The following is a 13239-nucleotide window of genomic DNA, read 5'->3' on the forward strand; positions in this document are numbered from 1 at the left end:
ATGATGCAGCCGTCTGCCCGGCACGAGCGGGGGGAGGCCATGTTCCAGCAGGTCTTCGGCCGCGAACCCCGCCCGGGCTCCTACCCGGAGTTCCTGCGGATCACCGTCGACCACCTGTTCGGCGAGATCTGGACCCGCCCGCACCTGAGCGTCGAGGAGCGCGAGCTGGTCGCGCTGAGCGCGGTCGCGCTGGCGCGGACGGACTGGGAGCTGCGCGGCCACATCGGCGCCGCCCTGCACCTCGGGATGTCGCGGGAGAAGATCGTCGAGGTCATCATCCAGCTCGCCTACTACGGTGGCTGGCCGGTCGCCAACAACGGGCTGCGCGTCGCCCAGGAGGTCTTCGCCGAGCTCGACGGCGCCACCGGGACGGACGCGGACCATGACCGGTGAGCCGTCTCCCCTCGACCCGGCCGAGAAGGTCGACCTGTGGCGCCAGCGGTTCTTCGAGGCCCAGGCGGCCGCGGAGGAGTTCATCCTGGGCGAGCACGGCGAAGAAGGCCTGGCCGCGTGGATCCAGGCGAACTCCCGCATCACCGCGGAGCTGCTGGAGGCGCAGCGGCCCGCCGGGGTGTCCGCCACGGATCACTTCATGACCCGGCTGCGGCATCAGCTGTTGCTGTACGACTCGGCGGTGACCAGCGAGCCCCGGCCCTCGGGCGCCGTCCTGCGCAACGCCGACTGCGGGATTCTCCGGTACCGCAAACGGGCCGCCCGCGCCGGCGTCGTGCTCACGTTCACCTCACCGTGCCCGTACTGCCAGGAGCTCAACACCGCCATCGCCGCCCGCTACGTGGAGCCGGAGGTCACGGTGTCCTGCGAGCAGGCGGGCGACGGCTGCACCTGGCGCGCGGAATCCCCTCACGATCCCGGAGCGGACGGGGCCGGGTCGCCGCATCTCGGACGAGCCGGCGACTGAACCAGCGGCAGCGCCGTGCGGTTGGCGGCCGGCGACCGGCTGCCGTCGAGCGTCATGCCGAGTTGCCGGCCGACGGCCACGCACAGATCGTGCGCCGCGGTGCGGGTCAGGTCCTGGTGCTCGTGCTGGGTGAAGCACGCCGACGCCACGTTCTTGTTCCGCAGGCGCAAGTACCATGGGAACAACGATCCCAGCGCGGGCTCGGTCAGCATGGTGCGCGAGTGGACGATCGTCCCCACCAGCAGGTTGCCGAACGGGCGCTGCCCGGCGTTCATGAAGCTCTTCAGCCGCTCCTGGAAGATCTTCAGCACCGCGGGGACGTTTCCCGCGTACACCGGCATGGCGAGCAGCATCGCCTGCGCGCCCTCGGCCAGATCGACCACGTGCTCGAAGTCGTCGTCGAGCGTGCACCGGCCCACCTCGGGATCAAGGCAGGTGTCCTCGCCCTCGCACATCGCGATGCGGTGGTCGATCAGCCGAATCCGCTGGATCTCCGCGTCGCCGACCTCCCGGACGACGCCGGTGATCGCCGCCTCGAGCAGCGCGTCGGTCAGCGACGGAAGACGCTTCTGGGTGCAGGACAACGCAACGATCTTCACGCGAAGGGCCTCCCCTGTCCGCTCGGTGCGCCTCAACCTACCGGGAATCGAGCATCACGGATACGTGTACCATCGCGGTATCGGACACAACGACATCGCGGTCCTCGACGATCCGGTCGGGGAGTCGCTGCGGGGCCGGCACGCGCACCTCGCTCGCCGCCGGGGCCGGGCCGCGACCTACGCGGACGGCGTCGCCACCTTCGCTTCCGTGCCGCCCGAGCCGAGCGCGGCCGACTGGGAGGACCTGGCGCGGCTGCTCGGCCCCGGAGGGTTCGCCGACCTCTTCAGCGCCTCCGTCACACCGCCCGGCGGCTGGGAGCCCGTGTTCGAGCTGGACGGCTTCCAGATGATCCTCGACCGGGTCGCACCGGGGCCGGACCCCGGCGTCGTGGAGCTGGGACCGGCCGACGTGCCGGACATGCTGGCGCTCACGGCGCGGACCCGTCCCGGGCCCTTCTGGCCGCGGACCATCGAGCTGGGCGCCTTCTACGGCGTGCGCTCGCGGGGCGAGCTGGTGGCGATGGCCGGTGAGCGGCTGCGACCGCCCGGCTGGACCGAGATCAGCAGCGTGTGCACCGCCGAGGAGGCCCGCGGCCGGGGGCTCGCCGCGCGCCTGGTGCGGGCGGCCGCCGACCGGATCGCCGCGCGGGGCGAGCGGGTGTTCCTGCACGTCGCCGCCGCGAACGCCGGCGCGATCCGGGTCTACGAGCGGCTCGGCTTCGTGGTGCGCGGTCCCGTCCGGTTCCACGGCTATCGAATTCCCTCATAAGGCGCGCAAATCCGAAATTGCGGACACATCGCATTCGTCGGTTCCGTAAGGTCGGGCTTGACAGGCCCCCGACCGGAGGGAGACGAGCGGTGAATCGCACGAAGGGGGCGGCGCTGCTGCTCCTCGGCGCCCTGGCCCTGACCGGCTGTTCCGAGCACGTGAGCGCGGAGACGGCGGTGCGCCTGACCGGCATGGCCCGCCTGGCCGCGGCGTCCTCGGTCGAGCCCGTGATGGTGGCGCCCAGCGCCCCGGGCACCGGCGCATCGCCCGGCGCTTCGGCCGACACCTCGAACGCGGCCGACGACCTGCGCGCGGCGCTGCTCACCGACGCCGACATCCCCGGCGGCGGGTTCACCCCCGTGGCCGTGGCGAGCAGCCACAACGGCAAGGTGAGCATCGGCGGCGGCAGCTTCCCCGGCTGCCCCGCCCTGGAGCCGATGACGACCGACGAGACCGTGTCGGCCGCGGTGACGTACGCGAAGGGCGCGATGGGCCCGTACCTCACCCACGCCGTCGTCCGCTTCCCGGCCGGGCAGGCCACCGAGGCCGTCAAGGCGCTGGCGAGCACGGTCGAGGGCTGCAAGAGCTTCGAGCAGCAGCTCGCCGGCATCAGCGTGAAGTTCACCCTCGCCGCGACCCAGCCACCGGCCGGCCTGGGCGAGGAGTCGGTGGGCCTGCGCATGACCGGCAGCACGGACATCGGCATCTCGGTGACCGCCGACATCGTGGCCGCCCGCCGCGGCGACTACGTGATCTGGCTCAACGACACCAGCATCGGCACCGACTCCTCGGGCCTGGCCGGGAGCCTGGCCCCGGCGGCGGCCAAGCGCTGCGCCGGGACCCTGCCGGGCTGCTGATCGCGCTCACGCCGCGGGGCGGAACCGGCAGACGTAGAGGTCGGCTCCGCCCACGGCGCACAGCTGCGGATACGGCTCGGTGTCCAGCCAGCAGCAGGCGCTCAGCGGCTGCTCGACCCGCAGCCCGCTCACGCACTCGCCGGTGAACACGTCCCAGATGCGGATGGTGCTGTCGGCGCTGCACGTCAGCGCCCAGCGGCCGTCCACGCTGATGTCGCAGCCGGTGACCGGGCCGAGGTGACCGACCAGCTGGACCAGGGGCGTGAACGTCGTCGTCTCCCAGACCAGCACCGTGCCGTCGGCGCTGCTGGTCAGCAGCAGCGTTCCGCCGGGGCTGACCGCGCAGTCGAGCACGGATGCCCCGTGCCCGGTCAGCACGTGCCGCTCCTCGCCCGTCTTCGGGTCCCAGATGCGCGCGGTCCGGTCACCGCTGACGGTGGCGATCCACCGGCCGCTGGCCGTGAAGGCGCACGCGTTGATCGGACCCCGGTGCCCGAACAGGCGGCGCACCTGCGAGCGGTCCGAGACGCGCCAGAGGATGGTCGTGTGATCGGCGCTCCCGGTGGCCGCGAACCGGCCGTCGGCGCTCACCGCCGTCGCGGTGACGCGGCTGCTGTGACCGGCCAGCCCGGAGGCGAACCGCAGCCCGCGGGCCTGCCACAGCCGCCCCTTGCGGTCCTCGCCGCCGCTGAGCACGACCGAGCCGTCCGCCGACACCGCGCACGAGTGCAGGGCGCTCGGCCCGGACTCGCGGTTGACCAGCTGCTCGGCGGTCTCGGTGTTCCACATCCGCAGCGTCCGGTCCGAGCCGGCCGTGACGAGCCAGGCGCCGTCCGGTCCGCTGGCGCAGTCCCGGATGCCGCCCACGTGACCGAGCGAGTGCTCGCCCGCGCCCACGTTGCTGACATCCCAGATCCGGACCGTGTGGTCCTGGCTCGCGGTCGCCACCTGCAGCCCGTCGGGACTGAACCGGCACGCGTACGCCGCGACGCTGTGCGCCTCCAGGGCCCGCATGATGACGCCGGTCCGGGCGTTCCACACGACCATCGTGCCGTCGTCGCCGACCGCGCACAGCCGCATGTCGACGCTGACGTCACACGAGTTGATCCGGCCGATCGGCCCGGTGTACGTGCGCTGGTACTCGCCCGTCTTCAGGTCGTAGCACCGGACCTTGTGGTCGGCGCCGGCGGTGAACAGCCACCGCCCGGTGGCGGAGATCGCGCACGAGCTCACCCAGCCCTGGTGGTGGCTCAGGACGTGCATCCGCTTGCCGCGCTCGACGTTCCAGATCCGGGCCGTCCCGTCGCTCGAGGCCGTCACCAGCAGGTCCGCGTCGGGGGAGAACGCGCAGTCGTTGACGGTGGCGTCGTGGCCCTTCAGCGTGTGGCGCAGCCGGCCGCCGGGAAGGGTATAGACGAGCGTGACACCGTCGGCGCAGCCGATCGCGAGGAGCGCGTCGTCCGCCGACACCGCGCAGGTGACGGCGCCGTGGTGCTTGACGTTCAGCTGCAGCACCGGCTCCGCGGTGTCGGCGGACCACACCCGCACGGCCCCGCTGTCGAACGCGGCGACGACGAGCGCGCCCGACGGGGAGACGCGGCAGCAGGAGGCGCGCTCACCGGCGTTGGTGAGCGTCCTGGTCCGGCGCATGGTGCCCAGGTCCCACACGGCGACGGTACCCATGCTGTCGGACGACACCAGGGTCGCGCCCGACGGCGAGAAGCCGCAGCTGAGCACGCCGCGGGTGTGGCCGGCGAGCACGACGTGGGAGCGGCTCGACTTGACCTTCCACACGCGCGCCGAACGGTCCTCGCCGACGCTGATCACCGAACCGCCGTCGGCCGTGATCACGCAGCTGCTCACCGCGGCGCGGTGCCCGCGCAGCAGCTCCTCGGCGTGGCCGGTCTCCACGTCGGTGATCTGGATCAGCCCGTTGGCGTCGGCGGTGAGGAACCACGTGTCGTCCGGGCTGATCGCGCAGGTGTTGATGGTGCTGACGTGGTGCGTCGCGATCTCCTTGCCGGTGCCGCCGGTCAGGTCCCACATGCTGACCGTCCCCTCGGACGATCCGGTCAGCAGCCATGAGCAGTCGTTGGCGATCGCCAGCGTCGCGCCGCGCCGGCCCACCGTCGCGCTGAACCGGGAGGTCGCCGGGAACACGTTGAAGACGTGCCGCAGCTCCCAGGTCTCCGCGTCCCACAGCCGGACCCGGCCGTCCGCGCAGGCCGTGGCCAGCCAGCGCCCGTCGGAGGAGACGACGGCGAGGTACACCTCGTCCTCGTGGTCGGTCAGCGTCGCGAGGCACTCGCCGGTCGCGACGTCCCAGATGCGCGCCCGCGAGTCCGCGGCCGTGACGATCCAGCTCATGTCCGGGGCGATGGCGACGCTCGTGATGCGCCGGAACGAGGCGCTCAGCTGCTGCATCGGCATGCCGGTGCCGGCGTCGCGGACGATGACGTCGCCGTCGTCGGTGCCGGTCACGCACCAGCGCCCGTTGGGCGCGATGGCGCAGCACGGGACGACGCCGTTCTGCGTGGCCGTCCACAGGGCCTCGCCGGTCCGCGTCGACCAGAGCTTCGCCGTGCCGTCGGCGCTCGCCGTCACCAGCAGCGCGCCGTCGAAGCTGGCGGCCACGTCGAGCACGGCGGCGTCGTGCCCGACGAGGGCGTGGATGAGCTGGCCGGTGGACATGTCGAAGAGCCGCACGACGGAGTCCGAGGCGAGCACCCCGAACCAGGCCAGGCTCGGGTCCGCGAAGCACCGCGAGACGACGTCGGCCTGGATCTGGATCGTGCGCGCGAGGGCGGGATGGGGCTCGTCCGGCAGGGGCCAGCTCGGCAGGGTCAGCGGCTCGACCCGGTCCTCCTGGTAGGCCGCGACGAAGCTGCGCAGGTCCGAGTACACGGCCATCCGGCTCAGCAGCGTCGACACGAGGGCGCTGCGCGGCTCCACGTCGACGAGCAGGTGCGTGTTGCGGCTCACGCACAGGCGCATGGTCTCCACCGTCCGGTCGCCGGAGTCGGTGAGGTCCGACTCGAGCGCCACCGGGCCCCGGTGCTCGAGCTTGGCCATCACGTACCGCAGGTCGCACAGCACCGACACGGCGAGCTGCGGCAGTGCGGCCTCGCGCATGTGGTAGATGAGCTGATCCCACAGGTAGCGGTTCGCGGCCGGAATCAGCCACCAGCCGGTCTCGCCCGAGACCGGATCGGCCGGGATCTCGCTCCAGGCGCCCTCCAGCAGCAACCGGTTCATCTGCGTGAGCCGGGCACCGGCGCGCTGGCGCAGGTAGGTCCGGATCACGTCGTGCAGCCGCAGCGCGGATCGGTCCTCGCGGCCGGGCAGTGCGAGCGAGAGGTCGACGAGCCGGGCCGAGACGAGATCGACGTCGAAGTCGGCCAGTCCGCCGGTCGCCTTCCAGAACGACACGAGCGTGGCTCGCGTGATGTCGACGTCCTCCGGGAAGACCGCCAGCTCGAGGTAGCGGTCGAGGTACTCCGACGACAGGCCGGACAGGCTGACCTCGAGCGTCGCGGCGACCGCCTCGGCCCGGCGGCGCGGGTTCGTGAGATCGAGCGAGGTCGGGCCGCGGTCGCGGATGCGCCGGGCGGTGACGTCGGCCGCCTCGGCCGGGGATCGGCCGCCGCGGATCAGGCTCCTGATGGTGGCGTTGACCAGGCCCATCAGCACGGGCCACTGGCCGGTCACGGCGAGCAGGTCGTCGAGGAGCAGGTGCGGAATGCTGCCGACACCGGCCTGCAGCATCTCGCGGGCCTCGGCGTTGCGCATCGCGTCGACCACGATGGTGCGGGCGTTGTCCGGCAGGACCGCGTGGATCCTCGTCGTGACGAGCCGCGAGCAGTTGGGCCCGCCGAACATGAACGGCGTGAGCTGGGTGGCCTGCCAGACGTCGTCGATCACCAGGAGCCGGCGCTCGTCGGCCAGCAGCTGCCCGAGCCGGAAGCCGGCCTGCTCCGGATCCGTGAGCGCCGGCCGGACGCCGCTCAGCGCCTCGCTGAGGTCGTTGATCTTCGCGGAGAGCTCGACGCCGGTGGCGCTCTCACCGATGGTGATCCACAGGATGCCGCCCGGGAACATCCGCTGCGCGGCCGGTGACCGGCACACCTCCTCGGCCGTCGTCGTCTTGCCGAACCCGCCCGCGCCCTGCAGCGCCGTGGTCAGGCCGACGGTGCCCGGCCCCTGCTGCTCCAGCAGGTCGATCACGCTGTTGAGCAGCTCGATCCGCTCGACCACGTGCCCGCTTCGCGGGCGGACCATGTACGGCGCGGCGGCCGCCGGGCCGGCCGCCACCGGCCGGTCGAGGCAGCGCTCCACGAGGCCGCGCACGACATCGGCGCTGATCATGTACACGTCGTTGGCGGTGTCCTCGGCCCCGGCCGCCTGCACGACGCCGACCACCTGCCCGGTCCCCGGGTCCCACGCGGGGCCGCCGCTGAAGCCGCGGCCGACCCGGAACGTGCCGGCCGTCGGCTGGTCGACCTGCAGGCGGCTCCGGTCGGTGCTGCCCATGATCTGGCCGCCGACGTGCCCCTCGTTCGCGCGCCCGGGCGTGGGCCCCCACATGCGCACGGGCCCGGCGGTGCTGGCCGCGGCGAGGGGCAGCGGGGCGGCCCCGGCCGGCAAGCCCCCGACGACCTCGATCAGCGCGAGGTCGAAGAGGTCGAAGGTGCCGTTGCCCGGCAGCCAGCCGACGACCTTGGCGATCCGCTGCGCGGGGGCGCCGTCCTCGTCGGCGAACGGGAACGTGACGACCACGTCGGCGGAGTCCGGCTTCCCGGGCTCCCGGGCCGGACGGTTCAGCACCGCGTTGATCACGTGAGCGCAGGTGACGAGATGGACGTCGTCGACCGGAAACGCCAGCCCCACCGGGCCGTTCTTGCCCAGCACGCGGGCAATCGACCACTCTGGTCCCGTCGGCGTCACCAAGGACCTCCCGCCCTAGTCGCCACTCCTCAGTGATACCGCACGCGACTTTGCGGGCACAGCGCGCAAACGGACCCCTCGGGTCGGCCGATGGGACGGGGTCGATTCCACCGAAAATCATCGATTCCGCATCGGGTGCCGTGCGGGGGGACCGGGCCCGGGCGAAGGCGAGCGGCGCTCAGAGGGAGAGGGTCACCGGAAGGCGGCGCAGCCAGAGGTCCAGGCCGAGGACGAGCTCCAGGGCCCGGCGGCCCGCGTCGTGGCCGGGCGGCGCGATGGGCGCCACGATTAGGTGCCAGGCCCGCGTCCGGTCGAGCAGCGGCAGCACCGGGCTGGACGAGTCCTCGAGGACGTGCATGAGCTGGGCGCGCAGGGCCAGCTCGTACGCCGGATCCGCCACCGTCGGGTAGGGGCTCTTGCGGCGTTGCGGCGCCAGCGCGGGCAGGGCCGCGCGCAGGAGGCTCTTCTCGTGGCCGTCGGCGGTGTGCAGCGACCACGGGACGTTGTGCACGTACTCGACCAGCCGGTGGTCGCAGAACGGCACGCGGACCTCGACCCCGCACGCGGCGCTCATCCGATCGGTGCGGTCCAGCAGGATCGGCAGGAGCCGGGTCAGCTGGAGGTGGCGCACCTCCCGCATGCGCCGGTCCGGCTGCGGCTCGTCGTCCACGTGGTCCACTTCGGACAGTGCGTCCCGGTAGGCGGCGTCGCGGTACTCGACGAGGTCCAGCGCGGTGCTCAGGCCGGGATCCAGCACGTCCGCCGGCGGGCCGTCGGGGTCGGCGCGGACCAGGTAGGGCGGGACGAGCCACGGGAACGTGCCGGCGTCGCGCGCCCGCTCGTCGTGGCACCACGGGTAGCCGCCGAACAGCTCGTCCGCGCCCTCGCCGGACAGGGCCACCGTCGAGTGCTCGGCGACGGCGCGGAACAGCAGGTACAAGGACGTGTGGAAATCGCCGAGGCCGGTCGGGAACTCCAGAGCGGCGAGGGCCTCGGCCCGGGGGAGCGGGTCGGCGATCGCCGCCGCGTCCAGGACCACCGACTCGTGGCGGGTGCCGAGCGCCTCGGCGGCAGCACGGGCGTGCGGGCCGTCGGTGGAGCCGGGCACCTCGACCGCGACCGTGCGCAGCGAGCCCAGCTCCCGCGCGGCCAGGCCGGCGACCACGGTGGAGTCGAGGCCGCCGGACAGCAGCGCGCACCGCGGGACGGCCGTGTGCAGATTCGCCTGTACCGCCCGCTCCACCAACCCCCGCACCGTGTCCACAGTGGACTCGGGTCCGTCGGTGTGCGCGGCCGCGGCCAGGCGCCAGTACCGCCGCGCGCGCACCCCGTCGCGGTCGACCCGCACGAGCTCGCCGGGGCGGACCTCGCGCAGGCCGGCGTACACCGCATGCCCGGGCGTCCGGACGCTCGCGAGCAGCTCGCGCAGCCCGTCGAGCCCGACCCGCAGCCGGCCCAGCGGGTGCGCGGCGATGCCCTTGGGCTCCGACGCGAACAGCACGCCGCCGGGGACGGGCTGGTAGTACAGCGGCTTGACCCCGAGCCGGTCGCGGACCAGCAGCAGGCACTCGCGCCGCTCGTCCCACACCGCGAGCGCGAACATGCCCTCCAGGTGCCCGGCGAAGTCCTCACCCCAGCGCAGGTAGGCGCGCAGCACCTCCTCGGTGTCGGTGCGCGGGCCGCCGAGGCTGTGCACGAACCCGCTGTACGTCACCGCCGCCAGCACCCGCCCGTCGCGCACGGCGAGCATCGGCTGCGCCCCGGTTCCGGGGTCGAGCACCGACAGCCGCCGGTGCCCGAGCCCGGCATGCCGCCCGAGCCACACCCCTTCGCCGTCCGGCCCGCGCAGCGCCATGGTGGCCGTCATGGCGCGCAGCGTCGGCCGGTGTGCGCGAACGTCATGGTCGAAGCCGACCCAGCCGACGATTCCGCACTCCCTCAGCACAGCACATCCGCGGCCCTCTCCGAGGCGGATCCGCCGTTGTGAGCAGACCGGGCAGGTGCGGTAACAAACGGGCGACGGCCCGGCAACACCGGGTGGCGAGCATGGGCGGCATGCGCAGCACTCCCCGCTTCCTGCAAGGCGTCTACACCTTCGAGGGCAAGGGTCTGGACGCGCCGTCGCCGCTCGACGCGGCACTCACCTACGTGGTGCCGGACGGGGCCGTCACGCAGCCGGTGTACCTGCGCGCCGGCAACGCCGCCGCCGAGCTCGTGTGCCTCGTGCTCATGCGGGACGGGCACCCGATGCGGTACTTCCCGGTCGGCGCGAAGGCGGACACCCACGTGGCCCTGCGGGTCGTGGAGGACCTCGAGCCCGGCTCCGGCATCGAGCTGCACGCCGCCGCGCCCGCCGGGGTCTGCGCGACCGTCGTCGTGGACCTGGGGCTGGTGGAGGTGTCATGAACAGACAGAGGCTGGTGGTGGTCGGCAACGGGATGGCCGGCGCGCGCACGGTCGAGGAGATCCTCCGGCGCGGGGGCGCGGAGCTGTTCGACATCACGATGTTCGGTGCGGAGCCCTACGGCAACTACAACCGCATCCTGCTGTCCAACGTGCTCAGCGGCGCCGAGGACGAGGCCGGGATCTTCCTCAACGACCTGGAGTGGTACCGCGAGCACGGCATCGAGCTGCGCACCGGCGTCCGCGTGACCCGCATCGACCGCTTCGCCCGCGTGGTGCTCGCCGAGGACGGGACCGCGCGGGCGTACGACAAGCTGGTCATCGCCACCGGCAGCAGCGCCCACGTGCCCGCGATCCCCGGCATCCGGCACCCGGGCCGCGGCTACCACCAGGGCGTCTTCGCGTTCCGCACGCTGGACGACACCCGCGCCATGATCCGGTACGCGCGGCAGCACGAGCGCGCGGTCGTCATCGGCGGCGGGCTGCTCGGCCTCGAGGCGGCCCGCGGCCTGCAGGCGCACCTGCCGCACGTGACGCTCGTGCACTCCGGCGGCCACCTCATGCACGCCCAGCTCGACGCGCAGGGCGGGGCGATCCTGCGCCGCAGCGTCGAGGCGCTCGGCATCGAGGTCGTCACCGGCGCCCGCACCACCGAGATCCTCGGCCGCGACGCGGTCACCGGCGTCCGGCTGCGCGACGGGCGGGACATCCCCTGCGACGTGGTGGTGGTCGCGGCCGGCATCCGCCCCAACGCGGACCTCGCCGCCGCGAGCGGGCTCGTGGTCGAGCGCGGGATCGTCGTCGACGACCGGATGCGCGCCCTCGACGAGCCCGACATCTACGCCGTCGGCGAGTGCGTCCAGCACCGGGGCGAGACCTACGGCCTCGTGGCGCCGCTGTGGGAGCAGGCCCGCGTCCTCGCCGACCAGATCACCGGGGCCGACCCGGCCGCCGAGTACCACGGCACCCGCACCGCCACCCGGCTCAAGGTGGCCGGCGTCGACGTGGCCTCGATGGGCCTGCGCGAGGGCGAGCGCGACGACGACGAGACGGTGGTGTTCGCCGAGCCGCGCCGCGGTGTCTACCGCAGCGTCGTGATCCGCGACGGCCGGCTCGTGGGCGCGACCCTCGTCGGCGACGTGCGCAAGGCGGCCTCCCTGACGCAGGCGTACCACGAGGGCCTGCCCCTGCCGCCCGAGCGCGCCGAGCTGCTGTTCGACCTCGGCTCGGCCCCGGACGACGTGGCCGGGCTCCCGGACGACCTGCAGGTGTGCAACTGCAACGGGGTCACCAAGCGCGCGCTGGGCGACGCCGTCTCATCGGGCGCCCGGTCGGTCGGCGCCGCGATGGAGGCCACCCGCGCCGGCAAGGGCTGCGGCTCGTGCAAGACGCTGGTGGCCCAGATCGTCGAGTGGGCCGCGGGCGGCGCGGCGCAGGAGGATCCTTCGGCGTCGTGGTACGTGCCGGGCGTACCGATGGACAAGGCATCGCTGATGGCGGCGATCCGTGCGCACGGGCTGCGGTCGGTGTCGGCCGTGTTCGCGGCGCTCGCGCCCGGCGGGGCCGAGGACGCGAAGAGCAAGATGGGGCTCGCCTCGCTGCTGCGCATGATGTGGGGCGCGGACTACGTCGACGAGCGCGACGCGCGGTTCATCAACGACCGCGTGCACGCCAACATCCAGCGCGACGGCACCTTCTCGGTCGTGCCGCAGCTCAAGGGCGGCGTCACCACCCCCGCCCAGCTGCGGCGCATCGCCGAGGTCGCGGAGAAGTACGAGGTGCCGATGGTGAAGCTCACCGGCGGGCAGCGCATCGACCTGCTGGGGGTGCGCAAGGAGGACCTCCCGGCGATGTGGGAGGACCTCGGGATGCCGTCGGGGTGGGCGTACGGCAAATCCTTCCGCACCGTGAAGACCTGTGTCGGCGCCGAGTTCTGCCGCTTCGGCCTCGGCGACTCCACGGCCCTCGGCATCGCGATCGAGGAGCGGTACCAGGGCATCGAGGGCCCGGGCAAGCTGAAGCTCGCGGTGACCGGCTGCCCGCGCAACTGCGCCGAGGCCTACGTCAAGGACCTCGGCGTGGTCGCCATCGAGGGCGGCCGCTGGGAGATCTACGTCGGCGGCGCGGCCGGCGCGCACGTGCGCAAGGGCGACCTGCTCGCCACGGTGTCCACCCCCGCCGAGGTGCTCACCTTGACCGGGCGCTTCATCCAGTACTACCGGGAGAGCGCGAACTGGCTGGAGCGCACCTACGCGTGGGTCCCGCGGCTCGGCATCGACCACCTCCGCCTCGCGATCGTCGACGACGCCTTCGGCTGGGCCGAGCGCCTCGACGCCGCCATCGCCGACTCGGTCGCGGCCTACCGCGACCCGTGGCTCGAACGCCACGCGACGGCCACGCCCGGCCAGTTCGAGTCGGTGAGGCGGCCGTGATCGTGCGGACGGTGCTCGGCCCGCTGACGTCGATCCCGCCGGGCGAGGGCCGCGCCTACGACGTGGACGGCGCGCTGGTCGCGGTCTTCCACCTGCGCGACGGCTCGGTGCGGGCCGTGTCCGCGATCTGCACGCACCGGGGCGGCCCGCTGGCCGACGGCCTGACCGACCTGCGGCAGGTGGTGTGCCCCCTGCACCAGCACGCGTTCGACCTGGCGACGGGGTGCTCGACCACGGGCCAGCCGAACCTGACCGTCTACCCCGCGACCGTCGACCCGCGGGGACAGGTGGTCATCGACATCCCCGCCGGTTGATG

At 73.3% G+C, this 13239-nt stretch carries 10 protein-coding genes; 7 read left to right on the forward strand and 3 right to left on the reverse strand.

Translation table 11 applies throughout. From position 1 onward, the window contains the following. Together AC6JBM_RS09310 and AC6JBM_RS09315 are read left to right on the forward strand one after the other, a co-directional pair. Positions 1-393 (forward strand): carboxymuconolactone decarboxylase family protein, encoded by a 393-nt coding sequence (locus AC6JBM_RS09310; RefSeq protein ID WP_497983186.1) that lies wholly within the window; start codon positions 1-3, stop codon positions 391-393. Further along, positions 383-919, forward strand: coding sequence for a hypothetical protein (locus AC6JBM_RS09315; RefSeq protein ID WP_497983187.1), 537 nt, complete (start codon positions 383-385; stop codon positions 917-919). The genes AC6JBM_RS09310 and AC6JBM_RS09315 overlap by 11 nt, the downstream gene beginning before the upstream one ends. On the opposite strand, the gene AC6JBM_RS09320 is transcribed toward AC6JBM_RS09315, so the two are convergent. Next, positions 862-1518, reverse strand: a complete 657-nt coding sequence (locus tag AC6JBM_RS09320; protein WP_497983188.1) for a flavodoxin family protein — start codon at positions 1516-1518, stop codon at positions 862-864. The two genes, AC6JBM_RS09315 and AC6JBM_RS09320, sit on opposite strands and share 58 nt — an antisense overlap. A 64-nt stretch (positions 1519-1582) precedes the next feature. On the opposite strand from AC6JBM_RS09320, the gene AC6JBM_RS09325 reads away from it, so the two are divergent. Both AC6JBM_RS09325 and AC6JBM_RS09330 read left to right on the forward strand, forming a co-directional pair. Then, positions 1583-2287, forward strand: a complete 705-nt coding sequence (locus AC6JBM_RS09325) for a GNAT family N-acetyltransferase (RefSeq protein ID WP_497983189.1) — start codon at positions 1583-1585, stop codon at positions 2285-2287. An 89-nt stretch (positions 2288-2376) separates the two neighbouring features. Beyond that, positions 2377-3144: a hypothetical protein gene (locus tag AC6JBM_RS09330; RefSeq protein WP_497983190.1), complete on the forward strand. Its 768-nt coding sequence runs from the start codon at positions 2377-2379 to the stop codon at positions 3142-3144. 6 nt (positions 3145-3150) lie between these two features. Here AC6JBM_RS09330 and AC6JBM_RS09335 read toward each other — a convergent pair whose 3' ends face one another. Together AC6JBM_RS09335 and asnB are read right to left on the reverse strand one after the other, a co-directional pair. Next, positions 3151-8052 (reverse strand): WD40 domain-containing protein, encoded by a 4902-nt coding sequence (locus AC6JBM_RS09335; protein ID WP_497983191.1) that lies wholly within the window; start codon positions 8050-8052, stop codon positions 3151-3153. Positions 8053-8266: 214 nt separating this feature from the next. Then, the gene (gene asnB / locus AC6JBM_RS09340; protein WP_497983192.1) at positions 8267-10033 is read right to left on the reverse strand and encodes an asparagine synthase (glutamine-hydrolyzing); all 1767 of its coding nucleotides are present in this window, start codon (positions 10031-10033) and stop codon (positions 8267-8269) included. 110 nt (positions 10034-10143) lie between these two features. Between asnB and AC6JBM_RS09345 the strand changes: the two genes are divergently transcribed. From AC6JBM_RS09345 to AC6JBM_RS09355, 3 genes are read left to right on the forward strand one after another with little or no spacing between them, the layout of a single operon-like run. Further along, complete coding sequence (locus tag AC6JBM_RS09345) at positions 10144-10494, forward strand: molybdopterin oxidoreductase (protein ID WP_350624109.1); 351 nt, start codon at positions 10144-10146, stop codon at positions 10492-10494. Continuing rightward, positions 10491-12923, forward strand: coding sequence for a nitrite reductase large subunit NirB (gene nirB / locus AC6JBM_RS09350; RefSeq protein WP_497983193.1), 2433 nt, complete (start codon positions 10491-10493; stop codon positions 12921-12923). The genes AC6JBM_RS09345 and nirB overlap by 4 nt, the downstream gene beginning before the upstream one ends. Next, the gene (locus tag AC6JBM_RS09355) at positions 12920-13237 is read left to right on the forward strand and encodes a Rieske (2Fe-2S) protein (RefSeq protein ID WP_497983194.1); all 318 of its coding nucleotides are present in this window, start codon (positions 12920-12922) and stop codon (positions 13235-13237) included. Before nirB ends, AC6JBM_RS09355 begins: the two co-directional genes overlap by 4 nt. Positions 13238-13239 lie beyond the last annotated feature (2 nt).

Source organism: Dactylosporangium thailandense (assembly GCF_059739745.1).

What these genes read in the sequence shown, in the direction of transcription:
- nirB (WP_497983193.1), top strand. Translation starts at nt 10,491, where the DNA reads ATGAACAGACAGAGGCTGGTGGTGGTCGGCAACGGGATGGCCGGCGCG.
- AC6JBM_RS09315 (WP_497983187.1), top strand. Translation starts at nt 383, where the DNA reads ATGACCGGTGAGCCGTCTCCCCTCGACCCGGCCGAGAAGGTCGACCTG.
- AC6JBM_RS09345 (WP_350624109.1), top strand. Translation starts at nt 10,144, where the DNA reads ATGCGCAGCACTCCCCGCTTCCTGCAAGGCGTCTACACCTTCGAGGGC.
- AC6JBM_RS09310 (WP_497983186.1), top strand. Translation starts at nt 1, where the DNA reads ATGATGCAGCCGTCTGCCCGGCACGAGCGGGGGGAGGCCATGTTCCAG.